Raw genomic sequence first — 14,857 nt, 5'->3', positions numbered from 1 at the left:
GGTACGCGCGGCCCGTCAGTAATACAGGGGGCTCCTGAAACGCCAGGGGGTGGGACTCAGGCGGCGCCGGTCTCGGCGTCGAGCACCTCGACGACACGCCGCACTCCGGCGGCCGGGTGAGCGGTCACGAGGATGGGCAGATGGTCGCTGAGCCCCTGGGGCAGCGTCCGCACACGGTCGATCTCGAACCCGACCGACGTCGCGAAGTCGTAGTGCCCGCGGAAGAAGCGGTAGCGCGTGTACGTGCGCGAGTCCGAGAGGTTGAGCTCATAGCCCTGCTCGCGCACGTGCTGGCCGAGCCGTTCCTTGAACACCGGGTAGTTGTAGTCGCCGACCATGAGCGCCGGGAGCCCGTCACCCAGCTGCTGCAGCTCACCCAGCGCGGTGCGGATCTGGTGGCGCCGCAGCGAGTTCAGCGCCGTCAGCGGCGCGGCATGGAACGAGGCCACGATGATGTCGATGTTCTCATCGATGTCGTGGAGCCTGACCCCCAGCATCCGCTCCTCCGCCGGCTTCAGCACCCGGTCGTGAAGCGACTTCTTGAGCGCGAGGGCGCGCACGTCGACGGCGCGATAGGTGTTCTCGCGGTAGTACAGCGCGAGGCCCAGCCGGTTGCGCTGGGTCGAATCCGCCAGCCGCAGACCCGAGATCTCGTCGGGGATGTCGGTCGTGTCCGCCTCTTGCAGGCAGAGCACATCCGCACCGTGCCGCTCCACCAGGTGGGCGAGTTCGCCCGCCGCCCGGTGCTTGCGCAGGTTGTACGAGATGACCTTCATATCGAGGCCAGCCTATGCCGCCGACGTTGCGGGCGGATGACCTTGACAAGTCCACATCACGACCTCACAGGGAGCGTGGATCCTCCGATGTACGAAAACCGGATGCCGCGCCTCTGGAGTGGTGTGCCGAGAACCCGGGAGGACCCCATGGCCGCAACATCCACATCCGCCGTCCGCGCCGATCTCGCGGACGCCGTCGCCGCGAGCCGCACCGCGCGCGAAGCCGCCGAGCGCGAGCTCCGCCTCAGCGTCGCCCTCCGCGCCCGCGCCGGAGAGGCGCTGGAGCGGACTGCACGACGCCCCGGCCTCGACGAGACCGAGCGTGCGCGACTGCGCGCCGAGTACGCCGCCGCCGACGCCGTGGTCGCCCAGCGCCGGGCGGCCGTCGACAAGGCTCTCGAGTTCGAGCGCGCCGCCGCGGTCGTCGCCCGGGCGTTCGAGACCGAGGCGGCATCGGCGAGCCCACTCGCGGCCGCACTGCTCGAGCTGGTCGGCTCGAGGGGGGTCTCGCGCGGTCGCGCCGCGCGCGCCTCCGTGCGCCGCACGACGCCGGCCGTGCGGCTGGGGGGAACGCGCCCTCGCACGGCATGAGCGCACCCGCGCCGATGTTCTCGTAGAGTCGCCTTCGTGGCCACCTCGCGACGGACGATCACCCTCCTCGCCGCCACGGGTCTCGTCGCGGTCGCCGGCGTCGTCGTAGCCGCGATGCTCCTGACGGGTCGGGATCCCGAGCCGCCGGGGCCGGGAACGACCGTCGTCGCCTCCGCCTCTTCGAAGGCTGCGGATGCCGCCTCCCGTGCCTCTGCGGGAAGCCCGGAGCACGACGCCGCGCACTATCTGAGCGACCAGCCCACGGCCGTCTGGCTCACTCCCGAGGGCGATCCGGTCGATGTCGTCGGCGACCGCATCGCAGCGCTCGCGTCTGAGGCGCGCGCGCAGTCCGCGCGGGTCGCGGTGGTCGTCTACGGCCTTCCCGAGCGCGACTGCGGCGGACAGTCCGCCGGCGGACTCGACGGCGACGCCTACGACGAGTGGACACAGGCCATCGGGGATGCGCTGCGTGACGCCGCCGACACGTCGCCCATCGTGATCCTCGAGCCCGACAGCCTCGCGCTGGCGCCGGAGTGCGGCAACGTGCCGGAGCGCGTCGCGCAGCTCGGGGCGGCGGTCGACGCGATCAGCTCCGAGACGACCTGGATCTACGTCGACGGCGCCCACTCCGACTGGCTGCCGGCCGCCGAGATGGCCGACCTCATCGCGCAGGTCGACCGGACCGCGGACGACGGCCGCGGCATCCGCGGATTCGCGACGAACGTGTCGAACTTCATGCCGACCTCCGACGAGGTCGCCTACGCGCACGACGTGGCAGCGCTGCTCGATGGGCTGCACGCCGTCATCGACACATCGCGCAACGGCGCCGGCTCGAACGGCGAGTGGTGCAACCCGCCCGGCCGCCTCGTCGGAGAGCCAGGCGGCACGATCGGCGACGACGTCGTCGACACCAACCTGTGGATCAAACCGCCCGGCGAGAGCGACGGCGAGTGCAACGGCGGCCCGGCGGCCGGCCGGTGGTGGGACGAAGCGGCGATCGAGCTCACGCAGGACGTCATCGCCTCGGAATGAGGCCGGACCAGGCATTACCGGCGTTGTGTAGCATCGTGGGTACTGTGCACGCGTCGGGGGCCGCGGCTGGGGTCGGCATCGGCGCAGGTTCGATCAACCGTCCGAGAGAGGACGCCGCTGCATGAGCACCCCTTCTGACGAGCTGAAGACCGCCGTCATCATCGAGGACGACGCCGAGATCCGACACGTCCTCGCCGAGGTGCTCGAGTCGTCGGGCTTCTCGACGGTCTCGGTCGGCAACGGCATCGACGGGGTGCGCGCCGTGCTGACCTACAAACCGGTGCTCACCACCATCGACGTCCACATGCCGGGCATCGACGGCATCGAGGCGGCCAAGCGCATCCGCGCGCAGTCCGACACGTTCATCATCATGCTGACCGGCCTGACCGACGAGGCCGATGTGATCGCCGGCCTCGGTGCCGGCGCCGACGACTACCTCGTCAAGCCGTTCCGCCCGCGCGAGCTGCGGGCGCGCGTCGAGGCCCTGATGCGCCGTGCGCGCGCGAGCGCCGAAGGGACCCCCGCGCCGGCCGCGATGCCGTCGCAGGGCAGCGTGGGTCCGTCGTTCCCGAACGCCCGGCCGGCGACCACGTCCATCCCCGCCACGCCCGTCGTCGAAGAGGCTCCGGCGGCATCCGTGCCCGCACTGGTCGGCGACGGCGAGTGGCTCGTGCACCGCGACCTGCACCTGCACCCCGAGAACCGCATCGTGCTCATCGGCGACGAGGAGCTCGACCTCACGCGCACCGAGTTCGACCTGCTCGCGACGCTGCTCGAGTCCAAGCGGCGCGTCCGCAGCAAGGCCGATCTGACGCTGGTGCTGCGCGGCGAGTCCTACGTCACGAGCTATTTCGTGGGGGATGCCGACAAGCGCGCCGTCGAGGCCCACATGACGAATCTGCGGCGCAAGCTCGGCGAGAGCGCCGCGAGCCCCCGCTACATCGAGACAGTGCGCGGCGTGGGCTACCGCCTGACCTCCGAAACGGTCTGATCCGCGAACGCCGAAGCGGAGGCATCCGCTGCGCCCCAGACGAGCAGATGCCTCCGCAGGCTTCGGAGAGGGCGCCCGCCTGTCCCCCAGGCGGGCTCCCTCACCTCCTCCCCCGCGCCGTGCTCCCCAGCCGCGGCGCTTTCCCCAGTTCCGACCCGCTTCGGGTACGGGTCAGACCTTGTATCCGTGCTGACGACGGATGAGCTTGAAGAACATCGACAGCGTCTGCAGCACCGTGACGACGCCGACGATCGGCCAGCCGATCCACAGGACCGTGGACTGCACCATGACCGGCATCATCATCCAGATCGCGACCATCGCGACGATGACGGCGACTGCCAGGATCAGCGGCGTCCAGTGGCCGAATCCACCGCCGCGCTCGGCCTTGGCCTGCATGGCCCAGTTGTCGACCTTCTTGCGCGACAGGAATCGCGTCCACGAGCGCACGAAGTGGCTGCAGCGGATCCACATGTAGATCTCTGCCGGGATCAGTGTCAGGCCGAAGAGGACGTCGCGTGCATTCCGGTTGTGCATGGTCATGGCCATGCGCGTGTTCAGCGCGATCGCGATGACCGGCGGAATGAGCCACCACAGCGAGAAGACGAAGGCACCGATCGACAGCGACGCCGCCAGCAGGGTGATGAAGGCGATGCGAACGAACATGTTCATGAGCATGTCGAAGTGCTCGAGCCAGCGGACCCGGAGGTTCGGGTGGAAGGGCTGCCCCTTGGTGTCGCCGCGCTGACCGGGCCACATCAGCTCGATGGCGCCGTAGGTCCACTTCACCTGCTGGGCGTCCAGCGCCCGCAGAGTCGTCATGCCGCCGACGTCGGCGCGGGCGAAGGGGCTGATCTTGGTGAGGAAGCCGGCGCTCTTGATCTGCAGCGACAGCAGCGAGTCCTCGACCTCGGAGTCCTTGACCCACGGGGTCGACTGGTGGTTCTCCTTCATGACGTCACGCAGCGCCTGCGTCGAGAAGATCGAGAACTGGCCGCCGAGCACGGCCATGTTGCGCCCTCGGAGGAGGTTGTGCAGGTTGAACGCGGCGAACTGCGACCGCTGGCCGGTGGTCAGGAACTTCGCGAGCCAGCCCTTGATCGGCTTGTCGTCGATCGAGTAGATCGCCGAGATGCCGCCGATCCGGGTGTCGCTGGTCGCCTCGGACTCGAGGTACTCGACGGCCTTCGCGTCGGCGACCGTGTCGCCGTCGACACCGAGGAGGTAGTCGTAGCCCTCGACGAGCGTGTAGCCGTAGTTGAGCGCGCCGACCTTCTTGTCGGGGTTCTTCCCGATGTCGTGGACGAACACCTCGGTGAACTGCTCGCCGAGCTCGGTCACGATCTCGTGGGCGCCGGCGTACTGCGACGCGATCCTGACTGTCGCGTCCGACGTGTTGTTGACGACGACGTGGATCACGTCGGGCACGCGGGTCTGGCCGAGCAGAGCCTCGATCACCTGCGCGATCGACTCCTCCTCGTTGTACGCCGGGATGACGCAGCCGATGGTCGAACGGTGCACCGAGGTGTCGTCGAGCACCGCCTCGAAGTCATCGGCGAAGCCGTGGGCGGAGACGGTGGTGACGTCCTCCAGCGCGGCGGTCGCCTCGCTGTGGTGCGTCCGCGCGGAGCGGGTGAGCGGGACCAGTTGTGTCACGTTCGTCGCTTTCGAGATCAGGGCGCCGGGGTCTCCGGCACGAGTACAGCCTCTCCTGCCGAGCGCAACGCCCCTCCGAGAGCCCGCGAGCGCTTCCGCAAGGTTTGCGCAAGGCCTCCGCAAGGAACGTTGTGCCGGCTCTCGCGGCGCGGCCCGAAATGCCAGGTGGCCGGGCCAATAGAATCGCGGCATGGCTACCGGGGCTGCGCGACCGACGCTCGTCGTGGGCACGCCCGACGCCCGCACGCGGTCGATCTGGCTCACCCAGCTCGTACTCGCGGCGAGCGTGCTCATCACGGCGATCATGGTGATGGTGCTGCAGCCCGAGCTGTTCGGTCACTGGAACTTCCTGCTCGGCACCCTCCTGGTCGTCGTCCTGACGCTCGCGACGCTGGCGGTGCCGTGGTCGCGGCTTCCGGCATCCGCCGTGCTGGCGGTCCCGTTCGCCGACGCACTCGCGATCGGCCTGATGTCGACCGGCACCGAACTGCGCCTGGGCTACCTCTGGGCCTTCCCGGTGATGTGGGCGGCCATGCACTTCCACGCGACCGCCCTGGCGGCGATGCTCGCGCTGATCGGCCTCATCCTGCTGCTGGACTCGTCGATCACCCCCGGACCCTGGGGCGCGCTGCGGGTCTTCGTGGTGCTCCTCACCCTGACCTTCATCGGGATCACGGCGCACATCGCCCTGCGCAGGACCCGTTCGCTGCGGCGCCTCCTGCGGCGTCAGGCCGGCCGCCTCACCGCCACCCTCTCCCGCCGGTCCGATCAGGAGCGGCGGACGATGGAGATCCTCAACGGCATCGACACCGGCATCGCGCGGATCTCGGAGGACGGCACCCTGCTGGCCGTCAACGACGCCTACTCGCGGCTCTACGGCCTCGACCCGCTCGATCCCACACGACCCGCGCAGTCCGTCGAGTACACCGGCCTGCGCGGGATGCCGGTGCCCTTCTCGGAGCGCCCGTTCTCGCGTGCCGCGCGCGGCGACACCTTCACGGACGCCTCGGTGTGGCTGTTCACCGTGCAAGGCGAATGGCGCGCGCTGTCGGTCACGGCGAAACGGCTGGCCGCCCGCGGCGACGAGGACTCCAGCATCCTGCTCCTCGTGCACGACGTCACGGCGCTCACCTACGCCCAGCGTGAGCGGGAGCGCTTCACCGCGATGGCCTCCCACGAGCTGAAGCATCCGCTCACGGTCATGATCGGCAACGCCGAGCTCGCCCTCGAGCTCGACGAGCTCACCCCCCGCACGCGCGAGCGCTTCGAGTCGATCGTCGCGGCGAGCGACCGCATGCTCACGATGACCGAGAGTCTGGTCACCACCTCGCGGCGCGGCTTCTCGGGCCGCGACGAGGTCGACGACATCGACCTGCGGCAGATCCTCCTCGAATCCGTCGCCTCGTTCCGGCCCACGGCGGTCGCCAACGACATCGCTGTCGATGTCCTGGCCGACGAGGCGCTGCCGATCACCGCCGACGGCTTCCGGCTGCGCCAGGTGGTCGACAACGTGGTGAGCAACGCGATCAAGTACACCCCGCGAGAGGGCGAGGTGCGCATCGCCGGGACCGTCGATGGCGACACGGTCGTGCTGACCGTCGCCGACAGCGGCATCGGCATCGGCGCCGACGACCTCCCCCACATCCTGACGCCCTACTTCCGCACCAGCGAGGCGAAGAAGAAGTCCGGCGGCACCGGGCTCGGGCTCGGCATCAGCAACGACATCGTGCTCGCGCACGGCGGCACCCTGGAGATCGACAGCGAGGCGGGCGTGGGCACGACCGTCACGATCCGCCTGCCCCTGGCGGCGGCCGTCACGGAAGGACCTGCATGACCGACCTCATCGCCGGCTCGGGGGTGGACCTCGGCATCGCGCAGGCGGTGATCACGACGCTCGCCACGATGCTGACCATCGGCATCGCGTTCCTCGTGCGACCGGGACTGCCGACGCTGTACTGGAGCATCGCGTTCACCCTTTCGATGCTCGCGACGTACGGCGTGGTCGCCGGCGAGATCACCGACATGGAGGTGCTCCGGCGTGCGTCCCTCGGGGCGCTCATGGGCGCCCCGGCGTTCCTCTGGTCGGGCTTCCGCGCGGCCTGGGGCCTGCGCCCGCACGTCTGGGCGGGCGCGCTCCTCGCCGGAGGCTCGGCCCTGGCGCTCGCGACCGTCACCGACATGTCGTGGTTCACCGTGGCGTATCGCACGGTCTTCTTCGCGGCATCCGTTTTCGCGGGCCTGTTCGTGCTCGACTGGGCGCGCTCGGCGAGCCGACGCAGCGACAGGCTGCTGCTGCCCCTGGTGATCGTGTCGGTCGCCTTCTTCGTGACCGGTGTCGCCACCTTCATCGCGGGTTTCGTCTTCCCCCCGTCCGGCGGGGACGACTTCACGCTGGTGCGTCTCGTCTCATCGATCGGGATGCTGGTCTACGTCGCCTGCGCGCTCATCGCCGTGGTCGGTCCCACCGCGCGCGACAGCGGGCTGGGTCGCCCCGCGACGGTGTCCACCGCCTGGCAGCAGTTCGAGCGGATCGCCGGCGACCGCCTGATGCGCGCCCAGAAGACGTCGGAACCATGGTCCGTCGTCTATCTGGGACTCGATGATGCCGCCGACATCCGCCAGACAGGGGGCGCGGCGGCCTTCGCCCGGCTGTCCGAGCGGCTCGAGGACGAGGTGCGCACCGTCTTCCCGGCCGAGTCCGACGTCGGCTCGCCCTCGGCGGGCGCCGTCGTCGTGCTGGTGCCCCGGGGCGATGCCGCCGTCCGCGACCTGCTGCGGATCATCCTGGAGCGGATCACCCTCCTGGACGTGCACGGCGCCCTCCCGATCCGGCCGACGGCGAGCGCCGGCTGGGCACCGGTCTCGGTGCTCGGCTACGACCTCGACACGCTGGTCTACACCAGCCGCGAGGCCGCACGGGTGGCCAGCGGGAAGGGCGGCGACCGATGGGAGCGCGTCGGCGCGACCATCGTGAAGCGCCTGATCAGTCAGTCAGAGCTACCGTGATCGTGTCGGTCGCCGTCTGCTTGGCGTACTCGCTCGAGGTCGGCGTCGTCTGCACCAGGAAGTCGTAGCTGAACTGCAGCGTGACGAACGTCGCCTCCGGCGGCACCGGGCCGACGTTGAACGTCTGCGAGTAGCTGTACGGATCGAGCACCAGGTAGCCGGGACTCACGGTGGATGCGTCGACCTGCGGCGCCAGAGCCTCGAGTGCCCCGGTGGGCGTCGAGGGGACGGCGGTCATCGACGCGCGCTGCAGGTACACCTTCTGCCCGTCGTCGGGCTGGACGGTCGTGATCAGCGAGATGCTGACGGGCTTGACCGCCTCCGCGGTCCACTGGTCCATCGACAGCGTCGACCAGTAGTCGACGGTGGCGGTCACCGCCCCCGCGCTGAGCTGCCGCTGGGTCGCCCCGCCCGAGAGGTCGTTGGGGACCGGGGTGGGCACGGCGGTCGACGTCGCGGTCGGCGTGCTGCCGCCCGCAGGATCCCACGGCGCCGGCCCGCAGCCGGCGAGCGCCGAGACACCGAGCGCACCCATCACGACGACACCGGCGAACCGGCTCCACTTGCGCATACGACCCCCGAAGTCGACCCCGCCCGAAACGTCCGGTCAGTCTAGCGGGGCGCCTTCACTCGCGGTCGCGCCGAGCGCGTGTCTGCTCGGCGCGCTGCGCCAGCAGGTCGTCCGCGGGGTAGCCGACCGCGGTCAGCGTCAGGCCGCGTGCGGCGAGCACCTTCACCTCGGGCACGCGCTCCTGCGCGTCACGGATGTCGACGACGTCGTCGACGTCGAGCCGGCCGTCGCCGACGGCGACGCACGCGCCGACCAGCGCGCGCACCATGCTGTGGCAGAACGCGTCCGCCTTGACGTTCGCGACCAGCACCCCGGCGTCGTCGCGGTGCCAGTCGAACTCGAGCAGCGTGCGGATCGTGGTCGCCTCTTCGCGCGGCTTGCAGTAGGCGGCGAAGTCGTGCAGCCCGATGAGGGCACGCGCCGCGGCATCCATCGCCTCGGTGTCGAGGGATGCCCGCACCGAGGTGGTCCGATGGCGCTCGAGCGGGTCGTACCCGGTGACGCTGTCGCCGATCCGGTACTCGTAGCGACGCCACACGGCGGAGAACCGGGCATCGAAGCCCTCGGGCGCGATGCGGGAGCCGATCACCGCCACGTCGGAATAGGCGCCGACGACGCCGGTCATGCGCGCGGCGAGGGCAGCGGCGCGGTCCTCGAGCGTCTGTGTCCCGCTTCCGGGGCGCGCCTGGCGTGCGCGCAGCCGCTCGACCTGGGCGTCGTCGAGGTCGACGTGCGCCACCTGGCCCGTGGCGTGGACACCGGCGTCGGTGCGACCGGCGACGACCAGCCGCGGCTCCCCGCCGAGCACCCGGGCGAGGGCCGACTCGAGCGTCTCCTGCACCGTGCGGAGCCCGGGCTGGCGTGCCCATCCGCGGAAATGCGTGCCGTCGTAGGCGATGTCGAGGCGGATACGCACCTGCCCAGCCTAGTGAGCCGCAGCTGTGGTCCCTCAGGCTCGCGACGTAGGATTGCCGTTCCCCCACCCCTTTCGTTCGCGAGAACCCATGACGTCGACTGCGCCCACCGCCCGCTTCGCCGGGCTCGACGGCATGCGCGCCATCGCGGTGACGCTCGTGGTGGTCTACCACCTGTTCCCACCCCATGTGCTGCCGGGCGGCTTCCTGGGCGTCGACGTGTTCTTCGTCATCAGCGGGTTCCTCATCACCAGCCTCCTGCTGCGCGAGCACACCGCCACCGGGCGCGTCGCGCTCGGACGGTTCTGGCAACGCCGCGCCCGGCGCCTCCTCCCGGCCCTCGCGGTCGTCGTGGCCGTCTGCTCTGCGCTCGCGTGGCTGATCGGCGGCGACGTACTCGTCGACCTGGACGCCCAAGTGCTCGGCGCCGCCACCTTCAGCTACAACTGGGTCTCGATCGCCGGTGGTGGCGGCTACTTCGCGGCCGCGACGCCCGAGCTGTTCCGCAACTTCTGGTCGCTCGCCGTCGAAGAGCAGTTCTACCTGGTCTGGCCGCTCGTCTTCCCGCTGTTCCTGCTGCTGCCGCGCGCCTGGCCACGCATCGCCGCGGCGTTCGCGCTGGCCGCCGGCTCGGCGGCGTGGATGGGCGTCGTCGTGTCGAGCGGCGGGGACCTCACGCGCGCGTACTTCGGCACCGACACCCACGCGTTCGGGCTGCTGCTGGGCGTCGGCCTGGCCTTCCTGCTCGCCCCGCTGTCACGTGCGCGCTGGGCCGACTCGCCCGTGGCACGCCGACTCACCGGCGCGGCCGGAGCCCTCGCGGTCGCGGGGCTGGTCGCCCTCACGGCGCTGCCGCTCGGCGGCGCGGCGACCGCGTTCCCCGGCGCGCTCCTCGCGGCGAGCCTGCTCAGCGCCGTCGCGATCGTCGCGGGAGTCTGGCCCGGCTCCTGGTTCGGACGCGCGCTCGACGTCCGGCCGCTGCGCTGGGTCGGAGACCGCTCGTACGGCATCTACCTGTGGCACTGGCCGCTGCTCGTGCTGGCCGTGGCCGCGTTCGCGCCCGGCGCCACCGTCGCGACGGCGCCGGTCTGGATCGGCATGGGAGTGCTCGCGGCGACGGCTGCGGCATCCGCTCTGTCGTTCCGCCTGCTCGAGATGCCGGTGCGGCGACTCGGCTTCCGCGCGTCAGCGCGCGCCCTGGCCGCCCGGCTGCGCGCCGGCCCCCGCGCCCGCCTGCGGGTGCTCGGCGTCGCGACGGCCGGCGCCCTCGTGCTCGCCGGCACCGGCGCGGCACTCGCGGCGGCCCCCGACGAGTCCAGCGCCGAAGCCGCCGTCCGCGCCGGCCGCGAGGCCCTCGCGCAGGCGATGCGCGACGCTCCCCCGGCGCCCATCGCGCCGACGCCGGCGGATGCCGCACCCACCGCTTCCGCGGACGTCACGGGCGACCAGATCACCGCCATCGGGGATTCCGTGATGCTCGCCTCGGCGGGCGGGCTCGTCGAGCGCCTGCCGGGCGTCGACGTCGATGCGGAGGTGTCCCGCTCGATGTGGGCGGGCCCGCGCATCGTGGACGACCTCGCAGCGACCGGCAGCCTGCGTCCCTACGTCGTCGTCGCGCTCGGCACCAACGGGCCCGTCGACCACGAGTCGCTCGAGCACCTGGCCGACTCGGTCGGCCCCCAGCGCGGCCTCGTGCTCGTGAACGCGTACGCGCCCCGCGACTGGATCCCCGGTGTCAACGCCGAACTCGCCGCGTTCGCCGAGGACCACCGCAACGTGGCCGTCGCGGACTGGTCGGGTGCCATCGCCCCGCACGAGGACCTGCTCGCCGGGGACCGGATCCACCCGGGCGCCTCCGGCGGGCGCATCTTCGCCGACACGGTCGCGGCCGCCGTCGACGAGCTTGCGGAGGAGCGCCGCACCGCGGCGGCCGACCGCGCCGAGCGTCTCGCCCAGATCTTCAGCGCCGACCTCACGCCTTAAGGGCGCGCGGGCCGCAGATGCAGCGAGACCCGCCACCCTGACAGGTGGCGGGTCTCGCGATGCAAAGGGTGACCGATTACTCGGACTTCTCCTCGGCGGGAGCCTCGACGGCGTCCTCGGCAGCAGCCTCGGCGGCGGCGCCCTCCTCCGGCGACTCGGCGCCGGCCTCGGCGGCCTCGTCGGTAGCGGGGGTCTCCTCGGCGGGGGTCTCCTCGGCGGGGGCCTCCTCGGCGGGAGCGGCCTTCGCGGCAGCGGCCTTCTTCGCGGACGGCTTCTTCGTCACGGGCTCGAGGACGAGCTCGATGACGGCCATGGGCGCGTTGTCACCCTTGCGGTTGCCGACCTTCGTGATGCGGGTGTAGCCGCCCTCACGGTCCGCGACCAGCGGCGCGATCTCGGTGAAGAGCTCGTGCACGACCGACTTGTCACCGATGACCGACAGCACGCGACGACGCGCGTGCAGGTCGCCGCGCTTGGCGAACGTGATCAGGCGCTCGGCGAGCGGACGCAGGCGCTTGGCCTTGGTCTCGGTCGTCTTGATCGACTTGTGGGTGAACAGCGCAGCGGCCAGGTTCGCAAGCAGCAGACGCTCGTGGGCGGGGCCGCCTCCGAGGCGGGGACCCTTCGTGGGCTTGGGCATTCTTTGTTACTCCAGGATCAGATTCGGGGGGTCCGGAACTCAGACGGTCTCGTCGTCGTAGCCGCCGTAGAAGTGCGCGCCGTCGAACCCGGGGACCGAGTCCTTCAGCGACAGGCCGAGCGAGACGAGCTTGTCGCGCACCTCGTCGACCGACTTCTGCCCGAAGTTGCGGATGTTCATGAGCTGCGTCTCCGAGAGGGCGACGAGCTCCGACACGGTGTTGATGCCCTCGCGCTTGAGGCAGTTGTACGAACGCACCGACAGGTCGAGGTCCTCGATCGGCATCGACAGCTCGTTCGAGAGGACGGTCTCGACCGGCGCCGGGCCGATCTCGATGCCCTCGGCCTCGACGTTGAGCTCGCGGGCCAGGCCGAAGAGCTCCGTCAGGGTGCGACCGGCCGAGGCGACGGCGTCACGCGGGGCGATCGAGGACTTGCTCTCGACGTCCAGCACGAGCTTGTCGAAGTCGGTGCGCTCACCGGCACGCGTCGCGTCGACGCGGTACGAGACCTTCAGCACCGGCGAGTAGATCGAGTCGACCGGGATCTGGCCGGCCTCGGCGTACTCGTTGCGGTTCTGCGTCGCCGAGACGTAGCCGCGGCCACGCTCGATGGTGAGCTCGAGCTCGAACTTGGCGGTGTCGTTGAGCGTCGCGATGACGAGCTCGGGGTTGTGCACCTCGACACCGGCCGGCGCGGAGATGTCGGCGGCGGTGACCTCACCGGCGCCGGTCTTGCGCAGGTACGCGGTGATGGGCTCGTCGCGCTCGCTGGAGACGACCAGCTGCTTGATGTTGAGGATGATCTCGGTGACATCCTCCTTCACACCCGGGATGGTGCTGAACTCGTGGAGGACGCCGTCGATGCGGATCGACGTCACTGCGGCACCGGGGATGGATGACAGGAGGCTGCGACGCAGCGCGTTGCCGATCGTGTAACCGAAGCCGGGCTCCAGCGGCTCGATGATGAAGCGGCTGCGGAACTCCCCGATCTTCTCCTCGGTCAGAGTGGGACGCTGTGCGATGAGCACTATGTGTTCCTTTCGATCACGTGCCCGCTATATGACACGTGCGGTGGGTGAGGTGTTGAGTTTTACTCGAGGGATGCCGGAGCCGCCGCCCGCATGGGCGGGGGCTCCGGCATCCGTGAAAAAGGGGATGTCAGACGCGGCGGCGCTTCGGCGGACGGCAGCCGTTGTGGGCCTGCGGCGTCACGTCCTGGATCGAGCCGACCTCGAGGCCGGCGGCCGTGAGCGAGCGGATCGCGGTCTCGCGACCCGAGCCCGGGCCCTTCACGAAGACGTCGACCTTCTTGACGCCGTGCTCCTGCGCCTGGCGGGCAGCGGACTCCGCGGCCATGCCGGCAGCGTACGGCGTCGACTTGCGCGAGCCCTTGAAGCCCACGCCACCCGACGACGCCCAGCTGATGACGGCGCCCGACGGGTCGGTGATCGAGACGATCGTGTTGTTGAACGTCGACTTGATGTGGGCCTGGCCCAGCGCGATGTTCTTCTTCTCCTTGCGGCGCGGCTTGCGCGCGGCGGACTTGGCCTGTGCCATGTGCGTTCTCTCCTAAACCCTGGGGGCCGCGCCTTAGCGCGCCTTCTTCTTGCCGGCGACGGTGCGCTTCGGGCCCTTGCGGGTACGGGCGTTCGTCTTCGTGCGCTGACCGCGCACCGGGAGGCCGCGACGGTGGCGGATACCCTCGTAGGAACCGATCTCGACCTTGCGGCGGATGTCGGCGGCGACCTCGCGGCGAAGATCGCCCTCGACCTTGTAGTTGCCTTCGATGTGGTCGCGGAGTGCGATGAGCTGGTCGTCGCTGAGGTCCTTGACGCGGATGTTCTCGTCGATCTCCGTTGCTGCGAGGATCTCGTTCGAGCGGGTACGGCCCACGCCGTAGATGTACGTGAGGGCGATCACCACGCGCTTGTCGCGCGGGATGTCAACGCCGGCAAGACGTGCCATGCGGTTTCTCCTGTGGAGTGAGTGGAGGTGTGGAGCAGGATCGGTGCCCGGGCCTCCGCCCGAGGTGTCCCCTCCGGAGAGGTTCTGATCCTGCCTGTGATGTGTTCAGTTGTGGAGACTGTCGTGCGTCGCGGGGTTTCGACTCGCTTCGCTCGCTCAACCTTGATTCGGGATCGCATCAACGCTCGCTGGCGCTCGCATTGACCCGACCCGAATCAACCCTGGCGCTGCTTGTGACGCGGGTTGCTCTTGCAGATCACCATGACGCGACCGTGGCGACGGATGACCTTGCAGTGGTCGCAGATGGGCTTGACGGAGGGGTTGACCTTCATGTTCTTTCCTGTTTCGCTGTCTTCGCCGGGCAGGCTTCTCGGCTCGGTTGCTGAGCCTGTCGAAGCACTGGGGCGTTACTTCTCGACCGGTCTAGCGGTAGCGGTAGACGATGCGCCCGCGGGTGAGGTCGTAGGGCGACAGCTCCACGACGACACGGTCCTCGGGGATGATGCGGATGTAGTTCTGCCGCATCTTGCCTGAGATCGTGGCAAGAACCTTGTGTCCGTTGGAGAGCTCAACGCGGAACATCGCGTTGGGCAGCGCCTCGGACACGACGCCCTCGATCTCGATGACACCGTCTTTCTTCGCCATACGCTCGCTAACACTTGTGCAGACCGGTCGGTCTGCGGTGGATGGGGTTCGGTGCTACGACACGCCAATGAAGGCGCAACGCACCAAAG

Annotated in this window: 16 protein-coding genes; 6 read left to right on the top strand and 10 right to left on the bottom strand. The window is 70.1% G+C overall.

Annotation, left to right across the window (positions count from 1 at the left end; translation table 11 throughout):
• Positions 1 to 56: 56 nt before the first annotated feature.
• A complete protein-coding gene (locus MRBLMI12_RS13515) occupies positions 57 to 776 on the bottom strand; it encodes an endonuclease/exonuclease/phosphatase family protein (RefSeq protein ID WP_363356941.1) in 720 nt (239 codons plus the stop codon).
• A 147-nt stretch (positions 777 to 923) separates the two neighbouring features.
• Between MRBLMI12_RS13515 and MRBLMI12_RS13510 the strand changes: the two genes are divergently transcribed.
• The 3 genes from MRBLMI12_RS13510 to MRBLMI12_RS13500 all read left to right on the top strand — a co-directional run bounded on the left by MRBLMI12_RS13510 (position 924) and on the right by MRBLMI12_RS13500 (position 3,390).
• A complete protein-coding gene (locus tag MRBLMI12_RS13510; RefSeq protein WP_349426372.1) occupies positions 924 to 1,367 on the top strand; it encodes a hypothetical protein in 444 nt (147 codons plus the stop codon).
• Positions 1,368 to 1,403: 36 nt separating this feature from the next.
• Positions 1,404 to 2,399, top strand: coding sequence for a glycoside hydrolase family 6 protein (locus MRBLMI12_RS13505; protein ID WP_363356940.1), 996 nt, complete (start codon positions 1,404 to 1,406; stop codon positions 2,397 to 2,399).
• Positions 2,400 to 2,520: 121 nt separating this feature from the next.
• The gene (locus MRBLMI12_RS13500; protein ID WP_349426370.1) at positions 2,521 to 3,390 is read left to right on the top strand and encodes a response regulator transcription factor; all 870 of its coding nucleotides are present in this window, start codon (positions 2,521 to 2,523) and stop codon (positions 3,388 to 3,390) included.
• A gap of 171 nt (positions 3,391 to 3,561) precedes the next feature.
• Here the strand turns inward: MRBLMI12_RS13500 and MRBLMI12_RS13495 are convergent, their stop codons facing one another.
• On the bottom strand, positions 3,562 to 5,043 hold the full coding sequence (locus MRBLMI12_RS13495) for a glycosyltransferase family 2 protein (RefSeq protein ID WP_363356939.1): 1,482 nt from the start codon (positions 5,041 to 5,043) through the stop codon (positions 3,562 to 3,564).
• Between the two features lie 190 nt (positions 5,044 to 5,233).
• Between MRBLMI12_RS13495 and MRBLMI12_RS13490 the strand changes: the two genes are divergently transcribed.
• Both MRBLMI12_RS13490 and MRBLMI12_RS13485 read left to right on the top strand, forming a co-directional pair.
• Positions 5,234 to 6,877, top strand: coding sequence for a sensor histidine kinase (locus MRBLMI12_RS13490; protein WP_363356938.1), 1,644 nt, complete (start codon positions 5,234 to 5,236; stop codon positions 6,875 to 6,877).
• Positions 6,874 to 8,049, top strand: a complete 1,176-nt coding sequence (locus tag MRBLMI12_RS13485) for a hypothetical protein (protein ID WP_363356937.1) — start codon at positions 6,874 to 6,876, stop codon at positions 8,047 to 8,049. The genes MRBLMI12_RS13490 and MRBLMI12_RS13485 overlap by 4 nt, the downstream gene beginning before the upstream one ends.
• On the opposite strand, the gene MRBLMI12_RS13480 is transcribed toward MRBLMI12_RS13485, so the two are convergent.
• Both MRBLMI12_RS13480 and truA read right to left on the bottom strand, forming a co-directional pair.
• Positions 8,027 to 8,620: a hypothetical protein gene (locus MRBLMI12_RS13480; protein ID WP_363356936.1), complete on the bottom strand. Its 594-nt coding sequence runs from the start codon at positions 8,618 to 8,620 to the stop codon at positions 8,027 to 8,029. The two genes, MRBLMI12_RS13485 and MRBLMI12_RS13480, sit on opposite strands and share 23 nt — an antisense overlap.
• Positions 8,621 to 8,675: 55 nt before the next feature.
• Positions 8,676 to 9,536 carry a tRNA pseudouridine(38-40) synthase TruA gene (truA, locus tag MRBLMI12_RS13475; protein ID WP_363356935.1) on the bottom strand — a complete coding sequence of 287 codons (861 nt, stop codon included), beginning with the start codon at positions 9,534 to 9,536 and terminating at the stop codon, positions 8,676 to 8,678.
• Positions 9,537 to 9,624: 88 nt separating this feature from the next.
• Here truA and MRBLMI12_RS13470 point away from each other — a divergent pair, with 88 nt between their 5' ends.
• A complete protein-coding gene (locus MRBLMI12_RS13470) occupies positions 9,625 to 11,517 on the top strand; it encodes an acyltransferase family protein (RefSeq protein WP_363356934.1) in 1,893 nt (630 codons plus the stop codon).
• 76 nt (positions 11,518 to 11,593) lie between these two features.
• Here the strand turns inward: MRBLMI12_RS13470 and rplQ are convergent, their stop codons facing one another.
• The 6 genes from rplQ to infA all read right to left on the bottom strand — a co-directional run bounded on the left by rplQ (position 11,594) and on the right by infA (position 14,768).
• The gene (gene rplQ, locus MRBLMI12_RS13465) at positions 11,594 to 12,157 is read right to left on the bottom strand and encodes a 50S ribosomal protein L17 (protein WP_363356933.1); all 564 of its coding nucleotides are present in this window, start codon (positions 12,155 to 12,157) and stop codon (positions 11,594 to 11,596) included.
• 39 nt (positions 12,158 to 12,196) lie between these two features.
• Positions 12,197 to 13,186, bottom strand: coding sequence for a DNA-directed RNA polymerase subunit alpha (locus MRBLMI12_RS13460; RefSeq protein ID WP_349426363.1), 990 nt, complete (start codon positions 13,184 to 13,186; stop codon positions 12,197 to 12,199).
• A 130-nt stretch (positions 13,187 to 13,316) separates the two neighbouring features.
• Complete coding sequence (gene rpsK, locus MRBLMI12_RS13455) at positions 13,317 to 13,715, bottom strand: 30S ribosomal protein S11 (RefSeq protein WP_018171470.1); 399 nt, start codon at positions 13,713 to 13,715, stop codon at positions 13,317 to 13,319.
• Between the two features lie 33 nt (positions 13,716 to 13,748).
• A complete protein-coding gene (gene rpsM / locus MRBLMI12_RS13450; protein ID WP_163618869.1) occupies positions 13,749 to 14,123 on the bottom strand; it encodes a 30S ribosomal protein S13 in 375 nt (124 codons plus the stop codon).
• A 215-nt stretch (positions 14,124 to 14,338) separates the two neighbouring features.
• Positions 14,339 to 14,455 carry a 50S ribosomal protein L36 gene (gene rpmJ, locus MRBLMI12_RS13445; RefSeq protein ID WP_005050492.1) on the bottom strand — a complete coding sequence of 39 codons (117 nt, stop codon included), beginning with the start codon at positions 14,453 to 14,455 and terminating at the stop codon, positions 14,339 to 14,341.
• 91 nt (positions 14,456 to 14,546) lie between these two features.
• Complete coding sequence (gene infA, locus MRBLMI12_RS13440; protein WP_018171468.1) at positions 14,547 to 14,768, bottom strand: translation initiation factor IF-1; 222 nt, start codon at positions 14,766 to 14,768, stop codon at positions 14,547 to 14,549.
• Between the last annotated feature and the right edge of the window lie 89 nt (positions 14,769 to 14,857).

This window comes from Microbacterium sp. LMI12-1-1.1, from assembly GCF_040676455.1.
GTDB lineage: Bacteria > Actinomycetota > Actinomycetes > Actinomycetales > Microbacteriaceae > Microbacterium.
The sequence above is the reverse complement of the archived record's forward strand: the minus strand, read 5'-3'. Positions and strand labels throughout refer to the sequence as shown.

Coding starts and splice junctions, on each gene's coding strand:
- MRBLMI12_RS13515 (WP_363356941.1), bottom strand. CDS start 776: ATGAAGGTCATCTCGTACAACCTGCGCAAGCACCGGGCGGCGGGCGAA.
- MRBLMI12_RS13510 (WP_349426372.1), top strand. CDS start 924: ATGGCCGCAACATCCACATCCGCCGTCCGCGCCGATCTCGCGGACGCC.
- MRBLMI12_RS13500 (WP_349426370.1), top strand. CDS start 2,521: ATGAGCACCCCTTCTGACGAGCTGAAGACCGCCGTCATCATCGAGGAC.
- MRBLMI12_RS13490 (WP_363356938.1), top strand. CDS start 5,234: ATGGCTACCGGGGCTGCGCGACCGACGCTCGTCGTGGGCACGCCCGAC.
- MRBLMI12_RS13485 (WP_363356937.1), top strand. CDS start 6,874: ATGACCGACCTCATCGCCGGCTCGGGGGTGGACCTCGGCATCGCGCAG.
- MRBLMI12_RS13480 (WP_363356936.1), bottom strand. CDS start 8,620: ATGCGCAAGTGGAGCCGGTTCGCCGGTGTCGTCGTGATGGGTGCGCTC.
- MRBLMI12_RS13470 (WP_363356934.1), top strand. CDS start 9,625: ATGACGTCGACTGCGCCCACCGCCCGCTTCGCCGGGCTCGACGGCATG.
- rplQ (WP_363356933.1), bottom strand. CDS start 12,157: ATGCCCAAGCCCACGAAGGGTCCCCGCCTCGGAGGCGGCCCCGCCCAC.
- rpsK (WP_018171470.1), bottom strand. CDS start 13,715: ATGGCACAGGCCAAGTCCGCCGCGCGCAAGCCGCGCCGCAAGGAGAAG.
- rpsM (WP_163618869.1), bottom strand. CDS start 14,123: ATGGCACGTCTTGCCGGCGTTGACATCCCGCGCGACAAGCGCGTGGTG.
- rpmJ (WP_005050492.1), bottom strand. CDS start 14,455: ATGAAGGTCAACCCCTCCGTCAAGCCCATCTGCGACCACTGCAAGGTC.
- infA (WP_018171468.1), bottom strand. CDS start 14,768: ATGGCGAAGAAAGACGGTGTCATCGAGATCGAGGGCGTCGTGTCCGAG.